This is a genomic window from Sphingobium sp. Cam5-1, from assembly GCF_015693305.1.
GTDB lineage: Bacteria > Pseudomonadota > Alphaproteobacteria > Sphingomonadales > Sphingomonadaceae > Sphingobium.
The window spans coordinates 43,517-67,927 of record NZ_CP065140.1 but is presented as its reverse complement, the minus strand read 5'-3'; the positions used below and the strand labels follow the sequence as shown (position 1 = coordinate 67,927).

30 protein-coding genes and 4 pseudogenes are annotated in these 24,411 nt (G+C 64.1%); 27 read left to right on the top strand and 7 right to left on the bottom strand.

The window, feature by feature from the left end:
* Nucleotides 1-54: 54 nt before the first annotated feature.
* From IZV00_RS18995 to IZV00_RS18980, 4 genes and pseudogenes are all read left to right on the top strand, one after another.
* Complete coding sequence (locus IZV00_RS18995) at nucleotides 55-1,071, top strand: glycosyltransferase (RefSeq protein ID WP_196225639.1); 1,017 nt, start codon at nucleotides 55-57, stop codon at nucleotides 1,069-1,071.
* A 179-nt stretch (nucleotides 1,072-1,250) separates the two neighbouring features.
* Nucleotides 1,251-1,568, top strand: a pseudogene (locus IZV00_RS18990) (zincin-like metallopeptidase domain-containing protein); the annotation flags it as partial.
* Between the two features lie 58 nt (nucleotides 1,569-1,626).
* Nucleotides 1,627-2,238 carry a DUF6927 domain-containing protein gene (locus IZV00_RS18985; protein WP_196227662.1) on the top strand — a complete coding sequence of 204 codons (612 nt, stop codon included), beginning with the start codon at nucleotides 1,627-1,629 and terminating at the stop codon, nucleotides 2,236-2,238.
* A 30-nt stretch (nucleotides 2,239-2,268) separates the two neighbouring features.
* Entirely contained in the window at nucleotides 2,269-2,475 is a 207-nt protein-coding gene (locus IZV00_RS18980; protein ID WP_048574942.1) for a hypothetical protein, read from the top strand.
* Nucleotides 2,476-2,676: 201 nt separating this feature from the next.
* Here the strand turns inward: IZV00_RS18980 and IZV00_RS21380 are convergent, their stop codons facing one another.
* The 3 genes from IZV00_RS21380 to IZV00_RS18970 form a co-directional block, all read right to left on the bottom strand.
* Nucleotides 2,677-2,799 (bottom strand): hypothetical protein, encoded by a 123-nt coding sequence (locus IZV00_RS21380; protein WP_268934805.1) that lies wholly within the window; start codon nucleotides 2,797-2,799, stop codon nucleotides 2,677-2,679.
* A gap of 631 nt (nucleotides 2,800-3,430) precedes the next feature.
* The gene (locus IZV00_RS18975) at nucleotides 3,431-3,925 is read right to left on the bottom strand and encodes a hypothetical protein (protein ID WP_196227661.1); all 495 of its coding nucleotides are present in this window, start codon (nucleotides 3,923-3,925) and stop codon (nucleotides 3,431-3,433) included.
* A gap of 69 nt (nucleotides 3,926-3,994) precedes the next feature.
* Complete coding sequence (locus IZV00_RS18970; RefSeq protein WP_196227660.1) at nucleotides 3,995-4,651, bottom strand: Crp/Fnr family transcriptional regulator; 657 nt, start codon at nucleotides 4,649-4,651, stop codon at nucleotides 3,995-3,997.
* 147 nt (nucleotides 4,652-4,798) lie between these two features.
* Between IZV00_RS18970 and IZV00_RS18965 the strand changes: the two genes are divergently transcribed.
* From IZV00_RS18965 to IZV00_RS18955, 3 genes and pseudogenes are all read left to right on the top strand, one after another.
* Entirely contained in the window at nucleotides 4,799-5,041 is a 243-nt protein-coding gene (locus tag IZV00_RS18965) for a DUF6894 family protein (RefSeq protein WP_044663343.1), read from the top strand.
* A gap of 314 nt (nucleotides 5,042-5,355) precedes the next feature.
* Nucleotides 5,356-6,000 (top strand): hypothetical protein, encoded by a 645-nt coding sequence (locus IZV00_RS18960; protein ID WP_196227659.1) that lies wholly within the window; start codon nucleotides 5,356-5,358, stop codon nucleotides 5,998-6,000.
* A gap of 141 nt (nucleotides 6,001-6,141) precedes the next feature.
* Nucleotides 6,142-6,507 (top strand): annotated as a pseudogene (locus IZV00_RS18955) (hypothetical protein); the annotation flags it as partial.
* Between the two features lie 135 nt (nucleotides 6,508-6,642).
* On the opposite strand, the gene arsB reads toward IZV00_RS18955, so the two are convergent.
* The 4 genes and pseudogenes from arsB to IZV00_RS18935 all read right to left on the bottom strand — a co-directional run bounded on the left by arsB (nucleotide 6,643) and on the right by IZV00_RS18935 (nucleotide 8,923).
* Nucleotides 6,643-7,698, bottom strand: coding sequence for an ACR3 family arsenite efflux transporter (gene arsB, locus IZV00_RS18950; protein ID WP_196227657.1), 1,056 nt, complete (start codon nucleotides 7,696-7,698; stop codon nucleotides 6,643-6,645).
* Nucleotides 7,695-8,123, bottom strand: coding sequence for an arsenate reductase (glutaredoxin) (gene arsC / locus IZV00_RS18945; protein WP_196227656.1), 429 nt, complete (start codon nucleotides 8,121-8,123; stop codon nucleotides 7,695-7,697). The genes arsB and arsC overlap by 4 nt, the downstream gene beginning before the upstream one ends.
* Nucleotides 8,120-8,476, bottom strand: coding sequence for an ArsR/SmtB family transcription factor (locus IZV00_RS18940; protein ID WP_196227655.1), 357 nt, complete (start codon nucleotides 8,474-8,476; stop codon nucleotides 8,120-8,122). Before IZV00_RS18940 ends, arsC begins: the two co-directional genes overlap by 4 nt.
* Nucleotides 8,476-8,923, bottom strand: a pseudogene (locus IZV00_RS18935) (ArsI/CadI family heavy metal resistance metalloenzyme). Before IZV00_RS18935 ends, IZV00_RS18940 begins: the two are co-directional and overlap by 1 nt.
* A gap of 178 nt (nucleotides 8,924-9,101) precedes the next feature.
* Between IZV00_RS18935 and IZV00_RS18930 the strand changes: the two are divergent.
* The 20 genes and pseudogenes from IZV00_RS18930 to IZV00_RS18835 all read left to right on the top strand — a co-directional run bounded on the left by IZV00_RS18930 (nucleotide 9,102) and on the right by IZV00_RS18835 (nucleotide 24,311).
* Nucleotides 9,102-10,244, top strand: coding sequence for a tyrosine-type recombinase/integrase (locus tag IZV00_RS18930; protein ID WP_196227654.1), 1,143 nt, complete (start codon nucleotides 9,102-9,104; stop codon nucleotides 10,242-10,244).
* The gene (locus tag IZV00_RS18925) at nucleotides 10,237-12,057 is read left to right on the top strand and encodes a site-specific integrase (protein WP_196227653.1); all 1,821 of its coding nucleotides are present in this window, start codon (nucleotides 10,237-10,239) and stop codon (nucleotides 12,055-12,057) included. The genes IZV00_RS18930 and IZV00_RS18925 overlap by 8 nt, the downstream gene beginning before the upstream one ends.
* Nucleotides 12,058-12,136: 79 nt before the next feature.
* The gene (locus tag IZV00_RS18920; RefSeq protein WP_230463515.1) at nucleotides 12,137-13,870 is read left to right on the top strand and encodes an integrase; all 1,734 of its coding nucleotides are present in this window, start codon (nucleotides 12,137-12,139) and stop codon (nucleotides 13,868-13,870) included.
* Entirely contained in the window at nucleotides 13,854-14,312 is a 459-nt protein-coding gene (locus IZV00_RS18915; RefSeq protein ID WP_196227652.1) for a hypothetical protein, read from the top strand. The genes IZV00_RS18920 and IZV00_RS18915 overlap by 17 nt, the downstream gene beginning before the upstream one ends.
* 101 nt (nucleotides 14,313-14,413) lie before the next feature.
* Nucleotides 14,414-15,013: pseudogene (locus IZV00_RS18910) on the top strand (hypothetical protein); the annotation flags it as partial.
* 96 nt (nucleotides 15,014-15,109) lie between these two features.
* Nucleotides 15,110-15,535 (top strand): antirestriction protein, encoded by a 426-nt coding sequence (locus IZV00_RS18905; protein ID WP_196227651.1) that lies wholly within the window; start codon nucleotides 15,110-15,112, stop codon nucleotides 15,533-15,535.
* Between the two features lie 58 nt (nucleotides 15,536-15,593).
* Nucleotides 15,594-17,273: an ATP-binding protein gene (locus tag IZV00_RS18900; protein WP_196227650.1), complete on the top strand. Its 1,680-nt coding sequence runs from the start codon at nucleotides 15,594-15,596 to the stop codon at nucleotides 17,271-17,273.
* Between the two features lie 183 nt (nucleotides 17,274-17,456).
* Complete coding sequence (locus IZV00_RS18895; protein ID WP_196227649.1) at nucleotides 17,457-17,783, top strand: hypothetical protein; 327 nt, start codon at nucleotides 17,457-17,459, stop codon at nucleotides 17,781-17,783.
* A 146-nt stretch (nucleotides 17,784-17,929) separates the two neighbouring features.
* The gene (locus IZV00_RS18890; protein ID WP_196227648.1) at nucleotides 17,930-18,400 is read left to right on the top strand and encodes a DUF736 domain-containing protein; all 471 of its coding nucleotides are present in this window, start codon (nucleotides 17,930-17,932) and stop codon (nucleotides 18,398-18,400) included.
* A gap of 123 nt (nucleotides 18,401-18,523) precedes the next feature.
* Entirely contained in the window at nucleotides 18,524-19,042 is a 519-nt protein-coding gene (locus tag IZV00_RS18885; protein WP_196227647.1) for a hypothetical protein, read from the top strand.
* Nucleotides 19,039-19,512, top strand: a complete 474-nt coding sequence (locus IZV00_RS18880; protein WP_196227646.1) for a DUF6878 family protein — start codon at nucleotides 19,039-19,041, stop codon at nucleotides 19,510-19,512. Before IZV00_RS18885 ends, IZV00_RS18880 begins: the two co-directional genes overlap by 4 nt.
* Nucleotides 19,513-19,514: 2 nt before the next feature.
* Nucleotides 19,515-19,898 carry a DUF6915 family protein gene (locus IZV00_RS18875; protein WP_196227645.1) on the top strand — a complete coding sequence of 128 codons (384 nt, stop codon included), beginning with the start codon at nucleotides 19,515-19,517 and terminating at the stop codon, nucleotides 19,896-19,898.
* A gap of 23 nt (nucleotides 19,899-19,921) precedes the next feature.
* On the top strand, nucleotides 19,922-20,230 hold the full coding sequence (locus tag IZV00_RS18870; RefSeq protein ID WP_196227703.1) for a DUF7673 family protein: 309 nt from the start codon (nucleotides 19,922-19,924) through the stop codon (nucleotides 20,228-20,230).
* A 57-nt stretch (nucleotides 20,231-20,287) separates the two neighbouring features.
* Complete coding sequence (locus IZV00_RS18865; RefSeq protein ID WP_196227644.1) at nucleotides 20,288-20,482, top strand: hypothetical protein; 195 nt, start codon at nucleotides 20,288-20,290, stop codon at nucleotides 20,480-20,482.
* A gap of 163 nt (nucleotides 20,483-20,645) precedes the next feature.
* Nucleotides 20,646-21,332 carry a hypothetical protein gene (locus IZV00_RS18860; protein ID WP_196227643.1) on the top strand — a complete coding sequence of 229 codons (687 nt, stop codon included), beginning with the start codon at nucleotides 20,646-20,648 and terminating at the stop codon, nucleotides 21,330-21,332.
* An 11-nt stretch (nucleotides 21,333-21,343) separates the two neighbouring features.
* Nucleotides 21,344-21,628, top strand: coding sequence for a hypothetical protein (locus tag IZV00_RS18855; RefSeq protein WP_196227642.1), 285 nt, complete (start codon nucleotides 21,344-21,346; stop codon nucleotides 21,626-21,628).
* 71 nt (nucleotides 21,629-21,699) lie between these two features.
* On the top strand, nucleotides 21,700-22,638 hold the full coding sequence (locus tag IZV00_RS18850; protein WP_196227641.1) for a hypothetical protein: 939 nt from the start codon (nucleotides 21,700-21,702) through the stop codon (nucleotides 22,636-22,638).
* Between the two features lie 216 nt (nucleotides 22,639-22,854).
* Complete coding sequence (locus tag IZV00_RS18845) at nucleotides 22,855-23,382, top strand: DUF736 domain-containing protein (RefSeq protein ID WP_196227640.1); 528 nt, start codon at nucleotides 22,855-22,857, stop codon at nucleotides 23,380-23,382.
* A gap of 229 nt (nucleotides 23,383-23,611) precedes the next feature.
* Entirely contained in the window at nucleotides 23,612-23,938 is a 327-nt protein-coding gene (locus IZV00_RS18840) for a type II toxin-antitoxin system prevent-host-death family antitoxin (RefSeq protein ID WP_196227639.1), read from the top strand.
* A complete protein-coding gene (locus IZV00_RS18835) occupies nucleotides 23,922-24,311 on the top strand; it encodes a hypothetical protein (RefSeq protein ID WP_196227638.1) in 390 nt (129 codons plus the stop codon). The genes IZV00_RS18840 and IZV00_RS18835 overlap by 17 nt, the downstream gene beginning before the upstream one ends.
* The last annotated feature ends 100 nt before the right edge of the window (nucleotides 24,312-24,411 follow it).

Genomic DNA, 24,411 nt, shown 5'->3' with positions numbered 1-24,411 from the left:
CTTCAGGCGGGCTGGACGGTCGTTGCGGCGATGCGGAACGTCCGTTTGGCAACCATGCAATTCGCCGACTTCCGCGCGGAATTGGACGATGGGCGGCTTTCCATCGTCCAGGCTCCGATTTTCCTGCATCGTAGCCCCAGCATCGGCAAAATTTCATCCCTTGCCGAAATCTTGGCCCAGATCGGCTTTGCCGATCCCCAATTGCTGGGACCGGTGGTGAGAGCCTGGGAACGCTTGATCGGCAAGGTGCAGCCTTCGGTCATTCTGTCGGATGCAGCGCCCAGTCTGAACATTGCGGCGAGTGGCAGGTTGCCGGTCATCGTGATCGGCAACGGTTGGACCGTGCCACCTGATAGGGCGGAACTGCCGCCCCTTCTAGCCACTGGCGATGCAAGTCAAATCAAACTGGCCAGTGCGCACATCCTGGACGCCGTTGAACGCGTGGCGAAGCGCAATATCGTGCATTTCCCCGCCTTGCTGCGAGGCGTGGCAAACTATATCTGCACGCTCAAAATGCTCGATCCTTACAATTTTTGCAGAGATGAAGCTCTTCACTGGTCACCGGAAATAGAGCCGCCTTCCAAAGATGCTGTCCCTTCCAGGGATATGGTTTTGATCTATTTGCCCATGAAGCATCCAGCCATACAGCCGCTGATAAAGGTGGCCCATGCGGTCCCGATGCAACAATATGCCTATTTTGGCGGTGCGCGTTATCCTGAGACGGGCAATTTACAGGTGAGCCCAACGCCGATCGATTTCCGTGCTGAAGTGCCTGGATGCCGATTGATCGTTCATCATGGGGGATTGGGTACGGCATTACAGGCCCTGGTTCAGGGCGTTCCCCAAATCATCTGCCCTGCTGATCTTGAAAAATCCCTTATAGCAACCGCCATATCGGCGTCTGGGGCAGGTGCGGTTTTAACATTCCCGATCAGTTCACAAAATGTTGCAACTGCAATTCAACGGGCATTGGCATGCCCCTCTCAACCGCCAAGCCTATCCGAATTGGTAACCCGATCTCCACAAGAAACGCTGACTTCGCTTCTGTCGACATCCAATGGCCTCCGTTGAATTTTCCGCAGAAACGCGGGTTCAATTATGGCCAATGGAAAATATCAATGTGCCAAACTATCGCGAATTATGCCGACCCGCTGCATCGCTGATCCGCGGAAATCCGGCGTTCGGCACGGTCATGCGGCATAATCCTAAACGCGGCATAATGAATCTTATGCCGATATCGGCATAACGGTCACTGGTCGGGCCATGCGAGCCGCCTCGCGCGAACCTTCGGCAAGCGGTTCGGCGACCGGGCCTATGCATTCGAAGAGCTCGTCGCCGAGATCGGGGCAGGGCTGTGCTGCGCCGATCTTGGATTGCCAAACTTCCTGCACGATAGCCATGCAAGCTATGTCGGTCATTGGCTGACGATCCTGCGCGGCGACAAGACGGCGATCATCCACGCCGCAGCAAAGGCGGAGCAGGCGTTCGCCTACCTCAAGAGCTTCGCCGCCAAGGATGGCGTCGCCGATCGTTCTGAGCCGGAACGTGCCGCCGCACTCGCCGCCTGACCGGCTGCGGCGACTACGCCCCCTTTAACCCCTCGAACCAGAAGGAAGGATCGCCACTATGGGATGGCTCTTCATGCCGTTCAGCTCGATGGGCGGCCACAAGTCGGCCAAGGCCTATCTCGATGCCCAGCTTACCTACGAGCGTACCCAGGAAGACGGGATCAAGCGCGGCCTGCGCGTGCTTGCGTCGTCCTGCCCCCGCAATCGCACCTATTATGCCGCTGCCCAGGAGCTGGTCGATGGCGTGCCCGGGAACGTCTTTGCCGTTGTCTGTCTGGTGCGCTGGAACCCGCGGTCCAGTGACGGCCATCAATTCGGCTATAAGGACCTGAGCGAAAATATGGGGCCGTACGAAAGCGACTGCCCATCCTCGATCCTCGACCTCCTCAGTCCGACCGAGAATGCCTATGCGCTCGACTGGCGCGCGCGTTGCCGCGCGAATCTCGATCGCCGGGCGCGCAAGCTCGCCGATGGCGATCGCATTCGTCTCGCCGAGCCGATGACCTTTACCGACGGACATGTTGCACAGGAGTTTATCGTCTGCAAACGCGGCCGCAGAGTAGTGTTGCGCGATCCCGGCAATGGCTGTTTTTACCGGATCAGCCGCCTCAAGGAGCGTGCCTGGTCAATCATCCCGGTCACACGAGTGCACAAGACGGTGTTCGCCTGACTGTCCTTCCCCTATGAAATGGATCATGACATGATACGCGCCGTCGATACGGGAAGCCTGTCACCCAAGCGCCAGATGCTTTGCAGCCGGGACAATGCCATGCGTGTGGCAGAGCAGATTTTCGACCAGTCCCTGTGCAGGGTAAGTGTGTTGAGCACTGGCGATCCATTGCAGCCCTATCGTGTGTCGACCGATCCGCAGGTTATGGATCGCATCATTCTGGAGATGGTCGCATGACATGGTTGACCATCGGCGTCCTACCGAATTCATCAGCAATCGGAATGGCACAGCGTCAAGGCTTGCTTCTCGCACACGGTCATCTACACATGGCACCTTGGGCAAAAGGGCGATCTCGATCGCATGGATCGGTGCCTTCTCCATCATCGCTTCGAAAGGCAGCGCTTCACGCCGCCGATACCCGGTATATCTCCTGGGTCACTATCGGTCATCGCTTTTACGGCGGGCATTCTGCCGGTCGTGGGCACGGCCGCCCGCGATGGTGACCCCGAAGAACAGGATCAGCAATAATATCGAAATGACGACGATCGCGACAATGGCCATGCTTGGCTCCTCTACAAGTATATTTGATTGCTAACGCATATGCGGACCTGATTCCGCTGCCCGGGCGTTTGGCGCGCAAGCCCGTCGGACCGTCAGCAGCAGCCATCCCACAATAGGTCCGTGAGCGCACCGCGGCCATGAGCCGCGAACGCTCCACGGTGCAGGCTCTTTGTCGCCAGGCTCGAGCGCTTGCTCATGGCTGCACCGTTCCGAAATTTTTCTCGCGCCAGGCGGACAATTGTCGAACGGTGACACCATAAGATCCGGCACATGAAACTCCCGCAGGCTGCCACCCGGTTCGAGCGGGCCTGCTCAGCATCATACAAAACTCACTTCATGGTTGTTAAGAGTGAGATTTGATGCATAAAACATCATGCCACAGGAGTTGTTTTTCTGAAGGGGGCTTCAAGCCAGCGGCTGCCGAAAGTCCGCCTCCGCCTGCCTGCGCAGATGCCTTGCTGGCACTGATGAATTCGACGCGAGACCCCGAGGTGTTATTTTGGCGCAGGGTCTGCCACAGAAAAATATGTCGGTGCGGCTACGGGCATTCGCTCAATAAACGGAAAACGTGGCTCGTCCCGTTCGCTGCTGCAACGCAGCAGCCTTGACCCAAGCCGCGACCCAAGCCGCTTCAGTCCTCGAGCGCAGGATCGATCCACCAGGATCGCCCCAGCGGGAAATCTTCGTCCATCGAGACCATTGGCCCATCGGGTTCGTCTCCGACATAGGGCGAGCGCAAGGGGCGAATGCGCACCCGACGCTGGCGCATCTGGCCGGCCACACGGCCCCGTCCTTCCAGCACATCTTCCAGCCACATGAGGTCGTCGAGCATCTCGGCCACGCCGCGGCCCGCAAGACAGAAATAAATGCAGCGCTGGAAATCATCGCCCGTCGAATTGCTGAGGATGCCGACAAGCTTCCGCTTGCCGCCATGCTCACCTTCATGAATCCAGCTCACCGCCTCACGCAGTTCGCGTACCGAATAATAGGCGTCCTCCACATGGATGCCGATTGCTGCATTCGCGATCATCCGGCGCGACGGTGTGTTCTGCTCGTCGAGGGCTGCATCGCGCAGGGTAATGTCGAGATCGAATTGTGCGAGGAAAAGGCTCTGGGCATGAGACATGGCTGAATTCTCCGTGTAAAGAACATATCATGAACATACACTGCGTCAACAAGCTTGATCGCGAGCCTCTCAGTTTCCCGAAATTGCGGGTCCGCAGCCTTTGCCGAGATGGTGTAGATGCAGGTAATTCGGATTAAACTCGGCAACCTCGCACAGGCGGGCCAAGTCCAATATGCGCATGGTGTTTTGCTCCCTTTCGATCAACCCATCTTCCCTGAGGCGCTTCATCACGCGATTGACGTGCACGCTCGTCAGGCCGACGGCATCCGCCAGGTCCTGCTGCGTGAGCGGCAGATCGAAGCGATCCTCCTCCGCGCGACCCACGATCCTCAGTCGCAGGTGCAGTTCACATAACAGGTGCGCCGTGCTTGCATAAGCATCCTTTCGCCCGCTGTTGACCAGCCAACGGCGCAGGATCGCCTCGTCAACCAAGGTAGCACGCCAAAAAGCTCGGGTGAGCAGTGGCGTGGATCGGGTGATAGAATCGATCGCTGTCTTGTCGACATAGCCCACCATGCAATCCGTGATAGCAACGATGCTATGGTCCATGGCGGCCAGTGTCGTTACATGTATGTCACAGAAATCACCCGGGATGAGAAATGCGGTTATTCGACGACCGCCGTTGGCGGTGATCGAATAACGGGCTGCCCACCCGTCGATAATGAGGTGAACATGCTGCGGATCGGTCCCTTCCGAGATAATGTCGTGCGCCTTCGGCGTCGTCATGGTCGACCGGCAAAGGGAGTTGGCACGCTCCTCTTCCTGCTCCGTGAGATGCTCCACAGACCCCAGTTTGAGAATGAGCGGACTTTTCAACGGATAATCCAGCCTGAGTTACTGAGCCAATATTCCATATGCAGTATATACCTCACGATGGCGCGCTATTATTTCCACGTGCGTGATCGTTCGGGCATTTCCCTTGATCCAGAAGGGGTGTTGTTGCCAGATTTCGCGGCCGCGCGCGATTATGCGATCGCCGGCGCGCGTTCGTTGATCTGCGAAGAGATCAGCCGTGGTGTACTGGATCTTGGCGGTTCGATTCAGATCGCAGATGAGCACGGCCAAACGATCTTCATCCTGTCGTTCGACGAGGCCGTTTCGCATCCCGAGGATTAATCAGTCAGTCGCAAGGGACGGCTGTTTTGGGCGCGCCCATGGACGTGGCGGACGCCGACGCGCGGCATAAGCTTCACGGACGTTGCCCTGATTGGCGCCCACCTGGTCGAACCACCCGCCACAAACTGGCTCGGAGAGGGCGCTCGCCACCTGTCGGTTCTCCGTGTTTGCGCCTCGGCATGTCGCCGACGGCATCGGAACGGTGGCTATCAAGTCTTCAGCAGGTGATGTCGCCATTCAGGCGGTACCCGGGGAAAAGGGGAGGGGGAAGGAGTGCGCGAGCGAATGCACCGCTCAAATTTCCGGAGGACGCCATGAGCTACGATGTCACCTTCCGCTACAGCCAGGCCTTAGACCCGAGCGCACTGGCCACGATTGAGACCTCGCTCCACGCGATCCAGGCCGCCATCACCGATTGCCGCAATGCCGGGCTTCCTGTCGAAACCGACCCCGCCGTCATTCTGCTTGTGCGCCACCTGTCGCAGATCGGCGCACAGCGGACCGACGACGCGGATCTTCGCCGCGCCTGTGTCGCGCAGGTCGAAGAACTTCGCGGCAGGCCGATGCTCAAGATCCTGGCGGTCCGTGGGGTCGCCTATGATGCACCGGCCAAGCGCCTCTTCCATGCCCAAGGCCGGACGGCCATGCGCCATCTTGCAGCAGCTCTTGCCCTTGAGGACGGCAGTTTCGACATTCGCTCAAACAAGGCCGGTCCCGCCGTCTCGGGCGATGTTACGCTCCACGGGGAGAGCATCTGGGTCCAGCTGTCGCTTGGTCCGTTCGGACCTGGCCGCGAGGTCTGCTTTCGCAAAGTGCAGGATCGGCACGACCATATTGGTCAGCGCAACTATTGGGCGTCGGTCCGGGACCTCCTTGAACCTGAGCAGTTCGCAACGCGCATTCGTCAGGAATTGAGGCTTCCCGCATCCGCCCCAGACGCGCCGCGCCTGGTCGCGTGATACACACCCACGCCGCGAAGTTCGCTGCCCGCAGCCGCCGCATCACGACCTCAATCTTTCATCCTGGAGCCCGGTCGTGCGCGTCGTCTGCATGGGCGGCGCTCGGTGCGCAGATTGGCTGCGCGAGATCGGAGTCTTCCCATGAACGCAACCGCTTTTCCTTCGCTCCTGCGGATTCCCGGTACCATCCAGATTCACCCGCCGGCACCGGTCGTCCTTGCATATGGCATGGGCGTGGACAGCACTGCCCTGCTTGTCGAACTTGAAAGCCGCGGCACTCCGCCTGACCTCGTGCTCAGCGCCGACACGGGTGCCGAGAAGCCCGAAACTTACGACTACCAGGTCATGATAGCCGCCTGGATGGCGGCGCGCGGCATTCCCTATGAGGTGGTCCGCTATGTGCCCCGACGCTTCAAGCATTGGCCTCCTTATTACGACATCCTCGCCAATGTCCTCACCAACGCGACCCTGCCGAGTATTTCGCTTGGCGGCAAATCCTGCAGTTTAGGTCCAGCCTGAGTGAGTGTCTTGTTACCTCGTCGTGAAGAAGGGTCAGGCCGGACGACGCGCTAACCCAAAAAGCTGGCGGCGGCCGGTCTGATCCTTCTTCACTTCAGCGTCACGATTTGGATCGTCCGCGCGTCAGGCGAGCGCCCGGCGTTCATACCAAGGCCGGGTGCGCTTAACGATGCCGACCACCGAGAGCATCACCGGCACTTCGACCAATACGCCGACGACGGTAGCGAGTGCCGCGCCGGAGCCCAGGCCGAACAGGCTGATCGCGGCGGCGACCGCCAGCTCGAAAAAGTTGGACGCGCCGATGAGCGCGGCCGGCGCCGCGACGCACCAGGCCACGCCGAACCGGCGGCTCAGCCAATAGGCCAGCCCGGCATTGAAATAGACCTGGATGAGGATCGGCACCGCGATCAGCGCAATCACCAGCGGGTTGGCGATGATCGCCTTGCCCTGAAACCCGAACAGCAGCACCAGCGTCGTCAACAGCGCGACCAGCGATACCGGCCCGAGCAGCCCAAGCAGGCGATCGAGGGCCGATTGTCCGCCCGCGGTAAGCACCGCCCGGCGGATGAGCTGTGCGGCAATCACCGGGATCACGATATAGAGGGCGACCGAAATCAGCAGCGTGTCCCACGGCACCGTCACCGACGCGACGCCCAGCAGTAGCGCGACGATCGGCGCGAAGGCGAACACCATGATGATGTCGTTCAGCGCCACCTGGCTCAGCGTATAGTTGGGCTCGCCGTCGCAGAGGTTCGACCAGACGAACACCATAGCGGTGCAGGGCGCGGCCGCGAGCAGGATCAGCCCGGCGATGTAGGAGCTGATCTCGGCTTGGGGTAGCAGCGGGCGGAACAGCCATCCCAGGAATAGCGTGCCGAGCAGGGCCATCGAGAAGGGTTTGACCGCCCAGTTGATGAACAGGGTGACGCCGACACCCTTCCAATGCTGGCGCACCGCCCCCAGCGCGCCGAGATCGATCTTGAGCAGCATCGGCACGATCATCAGCCAGATCAGCACCGCCACCACGAGGTTGACGCGAGCGACCTCGGCCGCGGCGATCGCGGCGAACAGGCCGGGCAGCGCGTAGCCGAGTGCGATGCAGGCCGCGACCCAGACGCTCAGATAGCGTTCGAAGAAGCCAATCGCGGGTCGAGCGTCGTCAAGCGCGGCATCGGTCATGCGCCGATCCTGTTGCCGGCGTCGTCGATCACCTTCTCGCCGTCCTCCTTCGCGAAGGCTCCGAGCTGGGGAGCGGGCAACAGATCGAGTATGGCTTCGGACGGGCGGCAGAGCTTCACGCCCACCGGTGACACCACGATCGGGCGGTTGATCAGGATCGGATGCGCCATCATCGCGTCGATGAGCTGGTCATCCGACAGGGAAGGGTCGCCCAAGCCCAGATCAGCGAAAGGCGTTCCCTTCTCGCGCAGAAGGGTGCGCGGCGCGATGTTCATGCGCCCGATCAACCAGACCAGCATCGCCCGGCTCGGCGGTGTCTTCAGATACTCGACGACATGCGGCTCGATCCCGGCATTGCGGATCATCGCGAGCGTGTTACGCGAGGTGCCGCAGTCCGGGTTGTGATAGATGATGATGTCGGTCACTGGACGGCTCCGGGCTGACAGCAGGCGGCTTTGGCGACGACCTCGGCGAGCGGCGCGCAGATCTCCGGCTTGCCCGCGCAGCAATCCTCCATGAGGAACCCGAGCAGATCGGTCATGCACCCATAATCGGCGGTGTAGATGATCGAGCGGCCTTCGCGCCGCGATGACACCAGCCCGGCATGTCCGAGGATGTTGAGGTTGCCCGAAAGCGTCTGTGGGACGTGGCCGGTCGCGCGCGCGATCTCGCCGGACGCCATACCGTCCTTGCCGGCGCGCACTAGTAGGCGGAATACTTCCAGACGCCCCTGATGCGCGAGCGCGGAGAGCGCTGAAACGGCGGTGCTCCCGTCCATCAGCAGCACGCCTGCTTGGGCGCCGAGGCCGGACCGCAGCACGCCGCCCCTGTCGGCTCGGGCAGGACTTCGTCTTCGCCATAGCTGGTCGCTTCGCCAAAGGTGAAGAAGGTCTCCCAGCGGACGCCGGCAGGATCATACACCCAGCTCTTGTCCGACTTCGCGTAGCAGCAGGTGGTTGCTTCCTGGTCGAACGTCTCGGTGCCTGCCGCCTTCAGCCGACCGGACAACTCGGCCAGTTCCTCGGCGCTGTCGACCTGAAGGCCGATATGGTCGATGCCCGTCGCGCGCGCGCTCCGAGATCGCGAAGTTGACCTTGGGATCGTCGAGCATCCACTTGGCGTAATCGTCCTTCACGACGACCGGCGCGGCACCGAACAGGGTCTCGTAGAACTGGATCGACCGGGCGAGGTCGGCCACGCTGACGTGCAGATGCATGCGCTTCATAGAACGGGCCTCCTGACGACTCAATGATATTACGGGTATATCCGTAATATGGTGGAGTCAATCACGAGCCGATCGGCGCTGCATCCCGAAAACCCGTCGCTCCGCCGAAGCCGCGACCCGTTAACCGCCCAACGCATGTATCGTCCGCCGGAACCCTTGCGCGGGGGAATCCGACATCATGGTATCGATCATCCGGGCTGTCGCGGGTGAGCTGGGTATCCCCGCCGGCTTTCCGATCCTGTTCGACGCCGACATGGCGATCATCGAACCGGCGTTCGTCTGGCTGCTGGAGCATGCCGAGCGCAGCGGTGGTGCGCATGCGTCGGAAACCGTGCGGACCTATGGCGAGCATCTCCACGACTGGTTCGACACGCTCGATCGATCGGGGATCGAGTGGCGCGAGGCCGACGAGCGTGTCATCGCCGCCTATCGCAACCGGATGCTGGAAAACCCCAGCGCGCATACCGGGCGGCCCTATGCCCGAACCACGATCAACGCGCGCGTCTCCACTGTCTGCCGCTTCTATGGCTGGGCGCTCGACCGGGGGCTGATCGACCATTGTCCATTCCGGCTGACCGAGAAGATGACGCTGGTGCTCGACGGAGCCTACCGGCCCGGTCTGCAACGCCGACAGGTCAACGAACTGATCGTCTCGCGCCCCGAAAAGCTGCCGCGGCCATTGCGCGCCGACGAGCTGGCGCGGCTGTTCGCGCATCTCAGGCCCACCGCGCGACTTGCCGCGCAATGGGCGCTTGGTGCGGGGCTACGCCGCAAGGAGCTTTGCGCGCTCGCCATCGACCAGATCCCGGATAGCTGGCCCCTTGATCTCGACAGCGACCCGCTGGTCGGCGTAGCGCTCCACATCACCAAGGGCGACCGCCCGAGGACGGTCTATCCGCCGCTCCGGCTGCTCGATCAGACGCATTGGTATGTCGGCGAGGACCGCGCCCGGATCGTCCGCCGTGCCCGCCGTTCCGACCGGCGATATCGTGCGCCACCCAATCTCCTGTTGAACGAGCATGGCCGTGCCCTCACACGCAAGCTCCTGACCACGCAGATCGCGGAGGCGTTCGCGGCCGCAAATCTCCAGGGCACGCTGCACTGGCTCCGCCATACCTTCGCGATGGCGATGCTTGCCCGTCTCCAGCTCCAGGCCCGCACCAACCCGGATCTCAACCCGCTCAAGGTCGTGCAGGTGCTGCTCGGTCACGCTTCGATCACGACCACCGCGATTTATTTACGCTGCGTCGAGCTGCACGAGCGCGACCTGAGCGAAAGTCTCGCCTATCTTTACGGCGAGTTGATCCCCGCCGATGGCTAGGAGGCGCCTCGACCGAACGCTACGGCTCGATCCGACACCGGTGAACCATCCGGCGGAGATCGCCGAAATCCGGTTCCACAATGAATGGGGGAAGGTTGCTCAACGCTTCGACCCGGCGTTGTTCGGGATGCCAAGCGATATCACCACGGCTCTGGCCAGGGCCTTCCGCGATCATGATGTGGCGTCCAGCGCCGCGACCCGCACCGCTCGCTGGTTCGCGCTGCGCGTGTTCGGCAGGTTCCTGCGCGAAGACGGGCGCATCGGCCGCGCGGCTGATCTCGATATGGCGACGATCCGCCGGTTCATCACCTGGCTGGCGAAGCCCACCAACGGGCGCAGGCGTGGTGTTGTATCACAATCCGGTCAGCTCAGTATGGTCCGGCCAGTCCTCAATCGCGCGATCGCGGACAATCCAGGCCTGTTCGCCCCCGACTTCGCCGTGCCCAATAATGCGATCCCGCTCGCGGGCACCCAGCGGTTGCCGCAAGAGCGGTTAACGCCGGCCCAGATGAGGTCGGTGCTGGCAGCCTGCTATGCCGAGATCGATGCGGCCTGGGAAAAGTTCCAATATGGCCAGGCCGTCATAGCGCTACCGGAGTTGCCGCCACGGCCTTCGTGGCGCGGGGAAGGACTGGACCGATGGATATGGCGGCTCCACCGGGCCAATGATGGTCTGTCTCCTGGAGGCAAAGGCTTGCGACGGCTAGGCTTCCGTCAGAAGTCCCTGCCGAAGGCGCACAAGATCGCTTCGGTCGAAGGCTATCTGCATATCACGACGGACACCCTGACGGCGTTCTACATCGCGCTGTTGATCCAGACAGCGGCCAACGCGGGGCCGCTACGCCAAATCAAGCGCGACTGTCTCGTGCCCCATCCCCTCGACCGGAATCGCATCATGGTCGAGTGGGTGAAACCCCGTGCCGGCGGCAAGGTGAAGCGCCTGCAGCGGCGGTCCTTCGATAACCGCCGCCCCTATGCGGCACCGCGGCTGATCGAGAAGATGCTCGCGATGACGGAGCCGTTGCTTCCGCATGTGGAAGCATCTGAGCGCAACCGGCTGTTCCTGCACCGCTTCCTTATGACGACAGGCCGCCTCGAGCGTGAGTACCAGGCTGGTCATATTGTGCAGGCCACGCTGCGATCAGCAATGCTCCGCTTCTACGAACGTCAGAACGCTGCAATCGCCTCATGGAACGAAGCGCACTCCGGCAAAGCCCGTCCACTGCTTCCCGACTTCTCGCCCAAGCTGTTCCGCAGCAGCATGGCCAGTGCCCATTATACCGCGTCGCAGGGCGATATCATGGCGGCCAAGGCCGTCCTCAATCATGCGAGCATCGTCACCACCGACATCTATGTCGATGGCGAGGCTGTTCGCCGCCTCGAGCGCGACACGATCGCGCGGCTCCAGTCGCTGATGATCAGATGGGTTGGCGGAGAGACGCCCACACACCGCGGACGATCCCGAAAAGCAGGTGCCGATACTCGAGTGACGGTCCTGTTCGGCCATGACTGCCTGAACCCGACCGACAGCGCCCACGCACGTCCTGGCCGGATGTGCCCGAAACTCGGCGGCTGCCTTGCCTGTCCGGGACTGGTTGTTCCGATCGACCTGGGTCACCTGGCGCGGATCGTCCAGGCCATGCGGCATCTTGAAATGGCGCGGGAGCGGATCGACCCGATCCGGTTCGGCCTGTTCTACACGCCCAGCCTTCAGGTGCTCACACAAGACCTGCTCCCGGCATTCCCGCCCGAAATGATGCCAGCGGCAGAGCGGATCATGTCTGCCCTGCCGCCGCTGCCGGATCTGGAATAGCGTCATGGTATCCGCGCCAGCACCCACTCTCTTCCAAGCCTCGGTGGCAGCGCCTCCCGATAGGGGCGAGCTCCCCGCGATGACGTTCAACTGGGGCTTCGAAATGCCGGACGGAAGCCGGTTCGACGACGACCACTGGACGCCGCTCCGGCATGCGGCGGAACTGTTCCTGCTCTCGCTACGGCACGATCCACCCGAAGGGCGGATGCCGCTCCGAAAGGAAACCATCCGCGGTCACTTCAGCCACGTCCGCTTCCTTGTTCGATGGATGGCGGCGGAAAACGTCCGATGCTTCAAGGATCTCGACCGAGATGCCGTCGATCGGTTCGTGACGATGTTGCGCGCCCGTCCGGGCAGAAATGGCGCCTTACTCTCGCTCAGCACTGCCGAAGGCCATCTCGGCACGATCCGCACCTTCCATATGCAGCGCGACAAGCTGGATGACGCGCCCCCGGCACCACCGCCTCGCGTTGCATCGATCGGGAAGCGACACTGGAAGCCTTATGGCCGCCACCCTTATACACCTGACGAAATCGCCGTGCCGTTGGTTAGCGGCGCGATTGATCTTCTCGGCAATCCAGCGGATCAGATACTCGCGCTGCGCGACCATCTTGAAGATCTCTATGACCAGTTCCGGCTGCGGCATCAGGGGCGCATGCTCCATTGGCACGTCAGACGCGCTATGCTGGATGAGCCCTGTCCCTATGGGGATCGGTATCCGAATCCGGACTGGCCGCTGCGCCGTCTGGCGTTCATGCTCGACCGGCTCAGCGATGCCTGCTTCGTCGTCATCGCCTATCTTGTTGGCGCGAGAGCTTCCGAGATACTCAGGCTCGAAGAGGGCTGTCTCGAGCGCCACGCGGCGGGCGGTGGCGGGGAGGACCACGTCTATCTGGTCGGCACGATCACGAAGACGTCGCTGACGGAGCATGGCGACATCCACCGCTGGCTCGCGCCCGAGCCGGTCCAGCGCGCGGTTCATATCCTCGAACGCCTCTCTGCGCCGCTTCGCGAACTCAGCGGCAACCGGGGTCTATGGCTGCATCAACTCGGCCGCGGTCGCTCGCCGCTTCCGACGACCATGCCGGTGGCGCGACTGCACTCGTCCATGGTCAATGTCCGGCTCAACGAGCGGTTCGCGCCGTTCCTGTCCCTTCCGAATCATCAGAACAGCCCTTGGCGGCTCACCACCTATCAAGGGCGCAAGACGTTCTCGCGGTTTATCGGACGTCGCGACCGCACCGGCCTTACCGCGCTCCAGCGCCATCTGGGTCACATCCACAGGGCGATGACCGACCGGGCCTATGTCGGCACCGACTTCGAACTCGCCGAACTGATCGATGACCAGGCCGCCGGGGAAACCCGCAAGGCGCTGGAAGACCTTCTGCTGGCGCCGCACGTTGCGGGGAAGGCTGGCACCATGCTCTCCGAACGATCACCGTTCCGTGGCCGTACCCGTTCGGGTGACGTCGATGCCTACATCACGCAGATCCTCGCCGAAACGGATATGCGCCTCGGTGTCTGTGACTGGGGATACTGCCTCTACCGCCGGGAAACCTCCGCCTGTCTTGGCGGGGAGCGCGAACCGAACCCGGCGCTCCGCACGCAAGGCACCTGCTCGACTTGCGCGAACTTTGCGGTGACCGACAAGCATAGGCCGGTCTGGGAAGCGCGCCTTCGACGCAACACCGCATTGATCCGACGTGATGACCTCGACCCCGAGAGCCGTGCGCTTGCGGAGGCCCGCATCCAGGAATCCCGCCGCATCCTTGATCAGCTCGACGAGGGGAATGCCGATGGCATCCGAGACTGACCTGTCCACGCCACAAGCACGTCGCCGCGCGAATACCGATGCACGCCTGCACCAGGCCCTTGCCGGCCTCGCGGACGATCCATCCACCACTCCTACGGTCGCCGCGCTCGCGCGGGCAGCCGGGGTCGGCCGTAATATCATCTATACCCATCATGCGGGTGTTCTCGCTGCGCTGCGCGAACTCCAGTCGCAGCGCGCCAGCGCAGCAGAGACGACCGTCGGCGACGATCATTGCGCTCGCTCGGCGCTTCGCGATGCCGACGCGCGAATCCTTGCATTGGCGACGCAGAACGCGGGACTTCTCAAACGCGCCATCGAAGCGGAACAGCGGGCTGAGCGGCTTGAGCGCCGCAATGCGCAAATCGTGCAAGAACTCGATCGGATACGCCGGCCCGTTCCGATCCGCGCCAGCGCCGAAGCGGACGATCCCCCGGCCACTTGATGCGGTCACGCCCTAATCGGGCGTCTCGGAAGGGGAGGGGGAGAAGGACTGGCGGAAATGGGGCTTTGCAGGGCAAAGGAGACAGACCCATCCAGACCTAATGTTCCCTGAAATGGAAAGCTGCGCCCCAGGAGAAGTACCTCAAGAGCTGGGCACCCGCGCAGGCCGCATGGGCACGCGGGCAGAAGGTGGTCCGCCTGATCGGGTTCGATGCCTCGCCGCAGGACACGCGCCGCTACAACCACGCGGCCTCGATCACGGACGACCTCTTCGAAACCCGCTATCCCTTGCGCGAATGGCGCTGGGACCGCGCCGCATGCACCGCCCGCATCGAAGCCGCAGGCCTGCCGGTCCCGCCCAAGTCGAGCTGCTTCATCTGCGGCGCGATGAAACCCGACGAGGTCCGGGCACTGCCGGCCTGGTGCCTGCGGCTCATCGTCCTCGTCGAAGCGCGCGCCGCGCCCCGCCTGCGCACGGTCGAAGGGCTCTGGCGGCGCTCGACCAAGACCCGACCGGGCCGGATGACCGATTTCATCCGCGCGGAAGGATTGCTGCCCGAGGCCGAGATCGCGGCCATCATCCGCGATGCCCCCGCCGACCTCGTACGCTTCCAGGATGTGGCGGCGTTGGTGCCGCTCTCCGAACGACCGGCGATGAGCGAGTGGCTCGAGACCTTCAACGCCGGCCGCCTCGCTCCCTGATCGAACGCGCCGCAAAAGGGGAGGGGGAGCGAAGGGAATGCGGCCCGGGGGGCACAAAGCGTCTCGCCGGCCGCGCCTCAGCTCAGGAGACCCTTCATGTCCGATATTGCTGCATCTGCCGTCTTCCGTCCCGCCACCCTCGTCCCCGACGATCGGCGATCGGGTTTCATCCCGACGCTTTTCGGCCGCCGCAACTTCTTCAAGGGCGAGACGCTGCTCTACGGGTTCATGGACAGGCTTTCGCCCGACTATAGCGGCGGGTACTGGCAGTTCTACAAGGCCGGCGGCCAGCCCCTCTACCTCGCCCCGACCGGCCGCGAGCGCTTGCGCATCTGCTGCGCGGCCAACGGCTACGAAGGCGAGGTCTCGGCCGACGCTGCCGGGATCATCGCGACTCTCTTCACCTTCTCGCATCTCTCCTTCGAAGTGGAGGACGACCATGTCGCCGAAGCCTTCCACCGGCTGCGCGACCATGCCCTCGACCATCCCGAGGCCGCGGAGATCTTCGGCGCGATCGACTGAGGCCAAAAGGGAAGAGGGAGGGGACCGGGCGAGCAAATCCGCTTTCGAGGAGTTCGCCATGTCCCTTCCCGCCGTCATCCGCAGCCAGGTCGACCCGGCCGCGGTCACCAAGGTCACGCGCCTGTTCAACAACACGCTCGGCGACGTCCTTGGCGAACTCTTCCAGAACGCCCGCCGCGCCGGCGCCACCGGGGTCGACCTCGATCTGCAGATGGACGGCGACGAGGCCTGGCTCGCCATCACCGATGACGGCGAGGGCATCGCCGATCCATCGGTCATCCTCGCGCTCGGCCGATCGGGATGGGACGAGAGCATCGCCCGCCGCGAGGACCCGGCCGGCATGGGCGTCTTCAGCCTCGCCGGCCATGACATCGAAGTGCGCTCGCGAACCACTGTCGGACAGGGCTGGGAGGTCCACGTTGCCGCCGCCGTCTGGGAAGCGGGCACGCCGATCCCGGTCGGCATCGTCGAGGCCCCTCACGGTACGCGGATTCGCATCCGGCTCGGCGACCGATGGAAGGACACCCTCGATGGCTCGGCGAGGGCGGCCGCGCTCCATTTTCCGTTGCCGGTCCGGCTCGGAGGGACACTGCTCCCCAGCCAGGACTGGCTCGCGGGCGCCGAGGCCGTGATCGAGACAGGAGGGGTTCGCATCGGCCTCTTCAACGACCTGCGCGCCGCCCGCCTCAGTCCTTGCATCAACTTCCATGGCGTGATCGTCGCCGCCGCATTGCCGTCGATCGCGGAGAAGCGGCGCAACTGGTGGGCGAGGGTCGACATCGTCGATGCGCCCGACCTTCAGCTCGTACTGCCCGCGCGCAAGGAGATGGTCGAAAACGCGGCGCTCGGGGCGCTGCGCGCGGCGGTCCTCCGCGCCATCTATCGCCATATCCAGCAGCTCGGTTCCCACCGCCTCGCGCACGCGCAGTGGGGCGAAGCCGCCGCGCTCGGCATCGATCTGCCCGAGGCCGAGGCCGTGGTGCAACTATGGAGCCCCGCGACGGCCGATTACAACAATCGCTCCGCCCGGTTCGAGCTTTTGCCGGCCGGCGACCATATCCTCGTCGACCGCTTCGAACCCGCCTTCGAGCAATGCGCCGCCTTCGCTCTCAGCAAGGCCGGGGGTTATGATGGCCGTCTCGCCGAACCTGACGACACGATGGCCGGCTATAGCTGGTACGACCGGCTGCCCCAGATCACCGCGCTTCGCTTCGACATCGAACGGGACGGCGAGACCGCCAGGCTGGACGCGCACGAGTTCCCCGGGCTGGAGAGCGGTCCCGTCGATCGCCTGACGCTCGTGCTCGAGTTCGGCGGTGAGGGCGCGGAAGCACTGCAGATCCCTGCGCCGGTCGCGATCGAATATGACGAGGGCACCCATTGGGGCTTCGAGGAGGCGAACATCCTCCTCGCCTCGCACGATGCGGTCACCCCCGCCGAACTCGTCGACCTGCTCGAAGGCGCCTGCTTCTCGCCCAGCGACGATCGCAACGCCGACAGCTGGGATACCCAGCACAGCCGGTTCGTGCTCGATGCGCAGGAGGTAGCGACCCGCCTGCTGCTCGGTGACGACGCGGCGCTCGTCGAACGCCTGCGCGCCGTCCTTGCTCATCGCGCACAGTGGTTCGTGCCCGAGGGGCGCCGCTTCACCGTCGTCCTTGCCCGCAATACGATCGAGATCGGCCTGGAGCCTGCGCAAGAGGCCACGCAGACAGTGGAGGGTCGTGCCGATGCCTGACATCCAAGCAGCGAGCCCCGCCGATCGGGACGCGATTCACACAGCGATCACGCACCTTCGCCTCGCGCGGTCCCTCCTCGCCCAGGCGCGAGCCCCGCGTGCCGCCGCGGCTGCGCTTAGGGCGCTCCGCAGCGCCGAGGGCGCGTCGCGCCATGTCGATCACCGTTTGCGCAGGAGCCAGTCATGAGCCGTTACCTTCTCAAGCCCAAGGCCGGCACCGACGTGATCTCGGTTGTCGTCGGCTGGGACCGGCCGCTCCAGACCTTCTTCGCCCAGGTGTTCACGCCCACAGAAGAGGAACCGGAGGAGGGCGAGGCGACGATCTGGCTTGGGACCGAGCCCGGAGAATTGCCGACACCCGAAGCCGCGATCGCTGTCGTCGCGCCCTATGCGGAAATCCCCGAAGCGCTCGCGGCCGACCTCGATGCCGACATGGGCGCCAGCATCGGGGTCAAGGACGGCGCACACCAGGCCGAAGCCAAGCGCGGTCTCTTCGGCTCGCTGCACTGACTGGATGCAACGCCCCCGAGGCCGCGAAGGGCGGACCTCGGATCAGGCGCTGGCGCGCCGGCTCGGCCGAACGGCCGAGGAGAGGAGGGGGAGGGAGGAAGGTGTCTCGGACACGGAAGTTCGAGCCATCATCCAGGAGAACTCCCATGAACATCGGTACGATCAAGCAGAATGACGGTGGCATCTACGTCGGCAAGATTGCGACGCTCACCATCGCGATGACCATTGCGCTGCGCGAGGTCCACTCGGCCAATCCCAAGGCGCCCAAGTTCGAGGTGCTGGCGCTCTCGCAATCGCGGGCGTGGGTGCAGGTCGGCGCGCTCTTCGAACTCGCCTCGAACAGCACCGGCGAGGCCTTCCTCAACGGCAAGATCGAGGATCCGAGTCTGGTCACGCCGCTCTACGTCTCAGCCTTCCGCCAGGACGACGGCAGCTACAACGTGGTCTGGTCGCGCCCGACGCGGCGCCGCGACCTCGCCTCGGAAATGGCGCCCAAGGCCGACGATGGTCTGCCGCCGCTCCCCGGCGCTGACGAAACCGCCGGCGCGGGTACGGGCGGGGAAGGCGCCGAGCCAGGCCTTGGCCAGTCCTCGGCCGAGCACGCGTTCGCCGGCTGACACCGCCGCCCTGGCAAACCGAAGGCTCCCGCGCGCGTCGCGGGGGCCTTTTTCCTTTTCCCGGCTGCGCCGCCGGCAAGGGGAGGGGGGCTTGGCGGGGCGTTCCTAACCATGGAGAATGCGATGTCCGACATCATCGACCTGGGCGGCGCGCCCGCCAATGAGGACTGCGCGCAGCTTGGCCACACGCCCGATTTCGAGCGGCTCAATCGCCTCGAGGTCGGGGCCTACCGCGCCGCCCTGATCGCCCGTCACGGTCTGCCGCCCGAGGGATGCTCCTTTCGGACGCTGACCAATTCCCATGACTTTGGTGTCTATTACACGCTCGGTCTGTACGTCGACGCCAGCGCGGCCCGCCGCGATCCCCGCGTCGCGACTTATGCCGAGGCCGCCCAGGATGGGCTCGCGCATTGGACCGAGGCCTGCATCGCCCCGCCGGTTCGCTATGTCGATGGCGCAGCGCCGATCGTCGAGCGCACCTCGGTCGCCGAGATCGTCACCGGCGCGATCCTCGCGACGCGGCCCGGCCCCGACGGCCGTTTCGCCATCCCCGATTTCGAAACCCTGCACCGCAATCTCGCAGCCGCCTATCCGGCCAGCGCCGAGGCCGCGAACGCCATACTTCAGGAGATCTCCGCATGACCGACATCCAGCTCACCCCCGAACATGCCGCCGCGGCTGCGCGCATCGTCGCCGACATCGACGAACAGCTCGCCCGGGTGCGCGAGGCCGAGAGCCGCTGCAAGGCGGCCTTCCTGCCGCTGCTCGCCGAACATGGGATCACCCGCGTCGAAATCGGTTATGATGGCGGCGGCGACGAAGGCTCCGTCGGTGACGTCACCGCCTATGCCGGCGATGCGGTGCAGGATCTTCCCACCATCCTCTGCGATCATTTCGCGGTCGAGTGGGGCGGGGGTATCACGAGCCGTGCAATCCAGCTTGGCGACGCCTTGAGCGCCTTCGCCGAGAATGCCGCGAGCGATCATCACAGCGGCTGGGAAAATGGCGAAGGCGCCTGGGGCACCATCGAGATCGACGTTGCGAGCGGCGCGGTAACGCTGACCCACAACAGCCGCTTCATCGACTACGAAACCAGCGAGACGGAGCTCTAGCGATGTCGCACTGCCATTATCATGCGCTGAGTTCGGTGCGCCGCTGGGGCGGCGTGGCGGACGACTATATCGCGCTTCACCAGTGGTTCGACGAATCCAAGAAGATCCTCGCCGACCCGCGCCACCGTGCGCTGCGCCATCATGCCGAGGGCATTTTCATGCTCGAAACGGTGTTCGGGGTTACGATCCGCAACAGCGACGACCGCGACGTGCCCGTGCGCTTGATCGGTGAGCAGCATGTAACGGAAGATCTGGGGCGCGTACCCTCGTTCGCCGACTGGGCCAGGCTCATCCAGCCGATGCCGTGGATCCTGCGGGGCAATCCTGCCGGGTCGCCCGGCCTTGATTCGACCTTGCATATCGGCGGCGGTCAGCGATCATCCTGATCGGAACAGGAAAGCTTATGTCCATCGACCAAGGCCCATTCGGCAAAACCGCAGCAGCAAGCGCGCTCGATCGCCTCATCGACGTCGCCCGCTCCGATACCGGCCAGGGCCGCCGGGTTGCCAATTTCCTGCTCGCCTGGTGGAACGGTGACGACTGCGGCCATTTTCCGATCGCGGACCTGTTCGGTGTCGATGCGACCCTTGCGACTCATATGACGACGATCATCGGGTTTCTCGGCCAGCACGAGGGCGCAATCTATCCCGATGCATTCGGCCGCAAGGCAGAGATGATCGAACTCGTGCACCGCTGGCGGAATTTCGAGACCGACTAGGCGCGCCCGCGAACCTCTCCGCTCGCGCGGCGGTCCGAATTGGGGTATCATCGCGCCATGGCGGACCTCGACCCTCATACCTTGCGCGTTGCCGCCTCCCTGGTGCGCGGCCGCCTCGCCACGATCAAGCTCGACCCGCGCATGGACGGGCTTCAAAGGCTTGGCGCGCACCGCACGCTGACCCAGCTCGCCATCGACCTCGAAGTCTCGGCCGACCACGTCGGCCCGCCGAGCAGTCGCCGCAAAGCCTGACCGCCCCGGAACCAACAGGCCGCATTCGCACCCGATCGTGACGGTTGGACAGCGGCCCCACGTTGCGGGCGAAGAGTCGAGGGGGAAGGGAAGGCTGGTCCGGGCTGATCCCGAGGCCGTCCCGGCGCTGGGCTCCGGCGCCCCTACACTTCCGCGAGGCACCATGGCCAACCACTTCGTCAAGGCGAGCTTCATGCTCGCTGTCACCCGCGCCGAGGCCGAGATCTTCCGTCTGATCGACGATGCGATCGACGCCGTCGGCAATCCATCGCTCGATGCATCTCGTTCCGACCGCTTCGCCGCTCTTGGTCCCGCGTTCGCCGCCTGCTTTCCCCCGTCACCCGACGATCCCTTCAACGGGTTCCTCGAACTCTTTTCCGACCCCGACTATCCGCGCCTCGGCTTCACCGTGCAGATCGACCCTCCGGGCGGAACGGGCGAGGCGAGCGTCTGGATGCACGGCGATCAGGTCGACATCGAGGCCGCGGCGGCGCTGATCCAGTGCGTCGCGAAATCGGCGCTACCCTATGGCTTTGAATATGCACTCGACTGCGACCGCATGCGGCCCGGCGAATTCGGCGGAGGCTATGTCGTCATCACCAGGGACGACATCGAGTTTGGCGGTTCGGCCCAGGGCCTCGAGCGCGCGCTCACGCGCAATGCCACACCGGATCGCTCGCTCATCCTCGCCACCCGCGACGCCGAAGAGGGGCTCCTGTTCTGGAACGCAGCAGACGGGTTCGGCAGCCTCGAGCGGGCCACCGTCTATTCCGAGGCCGAGGCGGCACAAGCCGGCGCGGTGATCGCCGACGACGAGCCCGAATGGCTCGTATTGCCGGCTCGCCGCTGAGGGAGGCGGCAATGCGCTATATCGTCGCGCTTTACGAAATCGATCGCGCCTACGGAGGACCGGAAGAGGGCGGGTGGTGGTTCGATACCGGTACGCTTTGCCGTCTCCTCGCGCTGGCGCCCACCGAAGCCCGTGCCGTTCGCCTCGCCGCCCGGACCAACCGACTGCTCGACCGCCTCCAGACGGACAAACGGTGCGTGGACTCGCTTCTCTATTCGGGTGGTCGCCATCGCGCGATCGTCTTCGAGGGAACCGCGCCCGCCGCGTTTCCGGAAGTGCCTCCCCACTACGCCTGACCGGGCGCGGGCAAGCACCGAACCCACCTCGCTACCTGCGAGCCCCTTTGCCTAGCAACGGAGATCTCCCCATGCCGACCCATGATGTCGTGCTGACCGCAGCCGTGCCCGCCTGGATTCTCGACAAATCCGAGGCCGAACACCCCTCCCACGCTCGCAGCTGGATCCTCTCCCAGGCCTGGTACGAGCGCCGACGCATCGACTGGGAGGTCTCTGCGACGATCATCGCACCAGACGATGACGGTTCAACGCAGCACGCGGTCTCACTCTCCCTCGAAGGTGCCGACGGTGCGCGGCCGGTTTCCGCCTCGCTGCGTTTCGCGCTCCGGGTCTCCTGCCCCGAGGCCGTGGACCCCGGTGACAAGGCGCGCCGCCTGCTGGATCTTCCGGGAAGTCCGGTGAGCGCGACCCGCGCCTGCGCGGCAAGGGGTACATTCGACCTCGGATCGTTCAGTCGCATCCGGGGGCATTCGGTCATTGGGCCGCTCGCGCCCGACTGGCCGATTGACCGGATGCTCACAGCTTATTCCTCGCATCTGGGCAGCTACGGCCAGGGCGGCGTTGGACTCTCGGGATGGCAGTGCAACGGCGGTTCGTGGATCGTGCTCCCGCTCAAGCATTCCGATTGCTGGATCTGGCTCACGCACGAGGAAATCGCGCCCGCAGCCGATTTCCGGTCGCTCGCGATTACGATCGACCAGCGCATCCTCGGTGTTCACCCCGACCAGCTCGGCGATTTCCGACCCTGGGAGCACCGCTATTGCGGACATCCCACGATCGAGGACTTACCCGATTTCGGGCGCGAGCGGCTCACCATCTCACGCTTCGAGGCGGCCGAATCGGGCTTCGTCCTCGAGGCCGCGAACGGCCTCTCCCGCTGGCGCTTTGCTATGGGGGACCATCTGCCGAGGCCGATCTGGGCTGGGTCGCGGGCCCCGCGCCAGCTTCAGGACGGAGAGTCGATCGCCGATGCATTCGTGTTGACGCATGACTGCTATCTCGACGTCTGATGTCGCCAAGGTCGAGAACTGGCTCGAGGGTTCGCACTAACACCGCGCCTGGCGAACGTGGTTTGGCCGGAAGTGAAGGCGATCCCGAGGCCGCGAAGAGCGGACCTCGGAAAGGGGCGCTGACGCGCCGGCTCGGCCGAACGGCCGAGGAGAGGAGCGGGATGGAGGAAGGTGGTCCGGACACGGTGTTCGAGACCATCGTCCAGGAGAAGTCCCATGAACATCGGCTCGATCAAGCAGAACGAAGCTGGCATCCACGTCGGCAAGATCGCGACGCTCACCATCGCCATGACCATCGCGCTGCGCGAGGTCCACTCGGCCAATCCCAAGGCGCCCAAGTTCGAAGTGCTGGCGCTCTCGCAATCGCGGGCATGGGTGCAGGTCGGCGCCCTCTTCGAACTGTTCTCGAACGGCACCGGCGAGGCGTTCCTCAACGGCAAGATCGAGGATCCGAGCCTGACGGCGCCGCTCTACATCTCGGCGTTCCGCCAGGAGGATGGCAGCTACAACGTGGTCTGGTCGCGCCCGACGCGCCGCCGTGATCTCGCTTCCGAAATGGCACCCAAGGCCGACGATGGTCTGCCGCCGCTGCCCGGCGCTGACGAAACTGCCGGCGCGGGCGCGGGCGGTGAGGGCTCCGAGGCCGGGCTCGGCCAGTCGTCGAGCGAGCACGGCTTTGGGGATGCCCCGCAGGAGCCCGCTCGCCGCCAGCGCCGCCAGCGCACCCCCGAGACCGTCGATTAACGCCGACGGCACCCGCTAACTCCGCGCCATGAGCCCCCGGCGCGGGGTGACAGGGCTCGCTTCGCACCCCCTGGCGAAGCGGGCCCTGTCCTTGTTCTGATGCCCAGGCATTTTTTGCACCGCACCGCCCTCCCTAGAGCGCGTGGTTAGATCTGCGCGCCCACCGCGCTCAAAACTTGCAAAACTTGCCATTTTCTCTATATTGGCAATATTGATTGAGGAGTCTACCATGGCCGCTGATGCCACTCTTGTCCCGACGCGGAAGGAAAAGGTTCCGCTGACTGACTTTCACAATCACACCGGACAATATCTCGATCGTGGGCGCCGGTCGCCTGTAACCATCACGAAGCATGGCAGGCCCGATCTTACCATTGCCGATGCCGCTTACTTCGAGCGCATCGAGCGGATCGCGGCCGGACAAATCCTGGCCGTTCTCGATCTGCAAGCTGTCCCGGCGGCCGAGATGAGCGCCGAGCATGCCGCGATCTTCGAGGCAGCCCGCCCAACGGCCCAGGAACTCGCCTCGGATCGGTGGAACAATGACGCCGCTGCCTAACGTCGGCGACATCCTCCACTACGTCTTCCTCTTCACCCATGACAAAGCCGCAGGCCGCGATGAAGGTATCAAGACGCGTCCGGTGATGGTGGCCGCGGTCAGGGACGGCCGCGTTTTCACGCTCGCGATCACGACGAAGGGTGAAGCATCCGCGTCAACGCTGCCCATTCCCGATGCCGTCGCCGATGCGGCCGGTCTTACTCGAGGAACCGGCGTCGTAATCGACCAGTACAATCACTTCACTTGGCTCGGCTACGACATACGCCCGGTCACCAGTGAGCCCTCCTACGTTGCTGGCCGCATGCCCCCGGGCTTCACGAACGCGATCCTCTCGGCGCTCCTTGCCAATGCAGCGGCCATCAACCGGGACTAGCGGCCCGGCGCCTTCTCCGCTCCGCAGCACCAACTGACGGGCTCTACCAGATCCGGCCGCTCCCCGTGACGACGGCGGATCGCGCGCGCCGGGTGCACTC

Coding starts and splice junctions, on each gene's coding strand:
- IZV00_RS18995 (WP_196225639.1), top strand. CDS start 55: ATGCAATTCGCCGACTTCCGCGCGGAATTGGACGATGGGCGGCTTTCC.
- IZV00_RS18985 (WP_196227662.1), top strand. CDS start 1,627: ATGGGATGGCTCTTCATGCCGTTCAGCTCGATGGGCGGCCACAAGTCG.
- IZV00_RS18980 (WP_048574942.1), top strand. CDS start 2,269: ATGATACGCGCCGTCGATACGGGAAGCCTGTCACCCAAGCGCCAGATG.
- IZV00_RS21380 (WP_268934805.1), bottom strand. CDS start 2,799: ATGGCCATTGTCGCGATCGTCGTCATTTCGATATTATTGCTGATCCTG.
- IZV00_RS18975 (WP_196227661.1), bottom strand. CDS start 3,925: ATGTCTCATGCCCAGAGCCTTTTCCTCGCACAATTCGATCTCGACATT.
- IZV00_RS18970 (WP_196227660.1), bottom strand. CDS start 4,651: ATGACGACGCCGAAGGCGCACGACATTATCTCGGAAGGGACCGATCCG.
- IZV00_RS18965 (WP_044663343.1), top strand. CDS start 4,799: ATGGCGCGCTATTATTTCCACGTGCGTGATCGTTCGGGCATTTCCCTT.
- IZV00_RS18960 (WP_196227659.1), top strand. CDS start 5,356: ATGAGCTACGATGTCACCTTCCGCTACAGCCAGGCCTTAGACCCGAGC.
- arsB (WP_196227657.1), bottom strand. CDS start 7,698: ATGACCGATGCCGCGCTTGACGACGCTCGACCCGCGATTGGCTTCTTC.
- IZV00_RS18940 (WP_196227655.1), bottom strand. CDS start 8,476: ATGGACGGGAGCACCGCCGTTTCAGCGCTCTCCGCGCTCGCGCATCAG.
- IZV00_RS18930 (WP_196227654.1), top strand. CDS start 9,102: ATGGTATCGATCATCCGGGCTGTCGCGGGTGAGCTGGGTATCCCCGCC.
- IZV00_RS18925 (WP_196227653.1), top strand. CDS start 10,237: ATGGCTAGGAGGCGCCTCGACCGAACGCTACGGCTCGATCCGACACCG.
- IZV00_RS18920 (WP_230463515.1), top strand. CDS start 12,137: ATGACGTTCAACTGGGGCTTCGAAATGCCGGACGGAAGCCGGTTCGAC.
- IZV00_RS18915 (WP_196227652.1), top strand. CDS start 13,854: ATGGCATCCGAGACTGACCTGTCCACGCCACAAGCACGTCGCCGCGCG.
- IZV00_RS18905 (WP_196227651.1), top strand. CDS start 15,110: ATGTCCGATATTGCTGCATCTGCCGTCTTCCGTCCCGCCACCCTCGTC.
- IZV00_RS18900 (WP_196227650.1), top strand. CDS start 15,594: ATGTCCCTTCCCGCCGTCATCCGCAGCCAGGTCGACCCGGCCGCGGTC.
- IZV00_RS18895 (WP_196227649.1), top strand. CDS start 17,457: ATGAGCCGTTACCTTCTCAAGCCCAAGGCCGGCACCGACGTGATCTCG.
- IZV00_RS18890 (WP_196227648.1), top strand. CDS start 17,930: ATGAACATCGGTACGATCAAGCAGAATGACGGTGGCATCTACGTCGGC.
- IZV00_RS18885 (WP_196227647.1), top strand. CDS start 18,524: ATGTCCGACATCATCGACCTGGGCGGCGCGCCCGCCAATGAGGACTGC.
- IZV00_RS18880 (WP_196227646.1), top strand. CDS start 19,039: ATGACCGACATCCAGCTCACCCCCGAACATGCCGCCGCGGCTGCGCGC.
- IZV00_RS18875 (WP_196227645.1), top strand. CDS start 19,515: ATGTCGCACTGCCATTATCATGCGCTGAGTTCGGTGCGCCGCTGGGGC.
- IZV00_RS18865 (WP_196227644.1), top strand. CDS start 20,288: ATGGCGGACCTCGACCCTCATACCTTGCGCGTTGCCGCCTCCCTGGTG.
- IZV00_RS18860 (WP_196227643.1), top strand. CDS start 20,646: ATGGCCAACCACTTCGTCAAGGCGAGCTTCATGCTCGCTGTCACCCGC.
- IZV00_RS18855 (WP_196227642.1), top strand. CDS start 21,344: ATGCGCTATATCGTCGCGCTTTACGAAATCGATCGCGCCTACGGAGGA.
- IZV00_RS18850 (WP_196227641.1), top strand. CDS start 21,700: ATGCCGACCCATGATGTCGTGCTGACCGCAGCCGTGCCCGCCTGGATT.
- IZV00_RS18845 (WP_196227640.1), top strand. CDS start 22,855: ATGAACATCGGCTCGATCAAGCAGAACGAAGCTGGCATCCACGTCGGC.
- IZV00_RS18840 (WP_196227639.1), top strand. CDS start 23,612: ATGGCCGCTGATGCCACTCTTGTCCCGACGCGGAAGGAAAAGGTTCCG.
- IZV00_RS18835 (WP_196227638.1), top strand. CDS start 23,922: ATGACGCCGCTGCCTAACGTCGGCGACATCCTCCACTACGTCTTCCTC.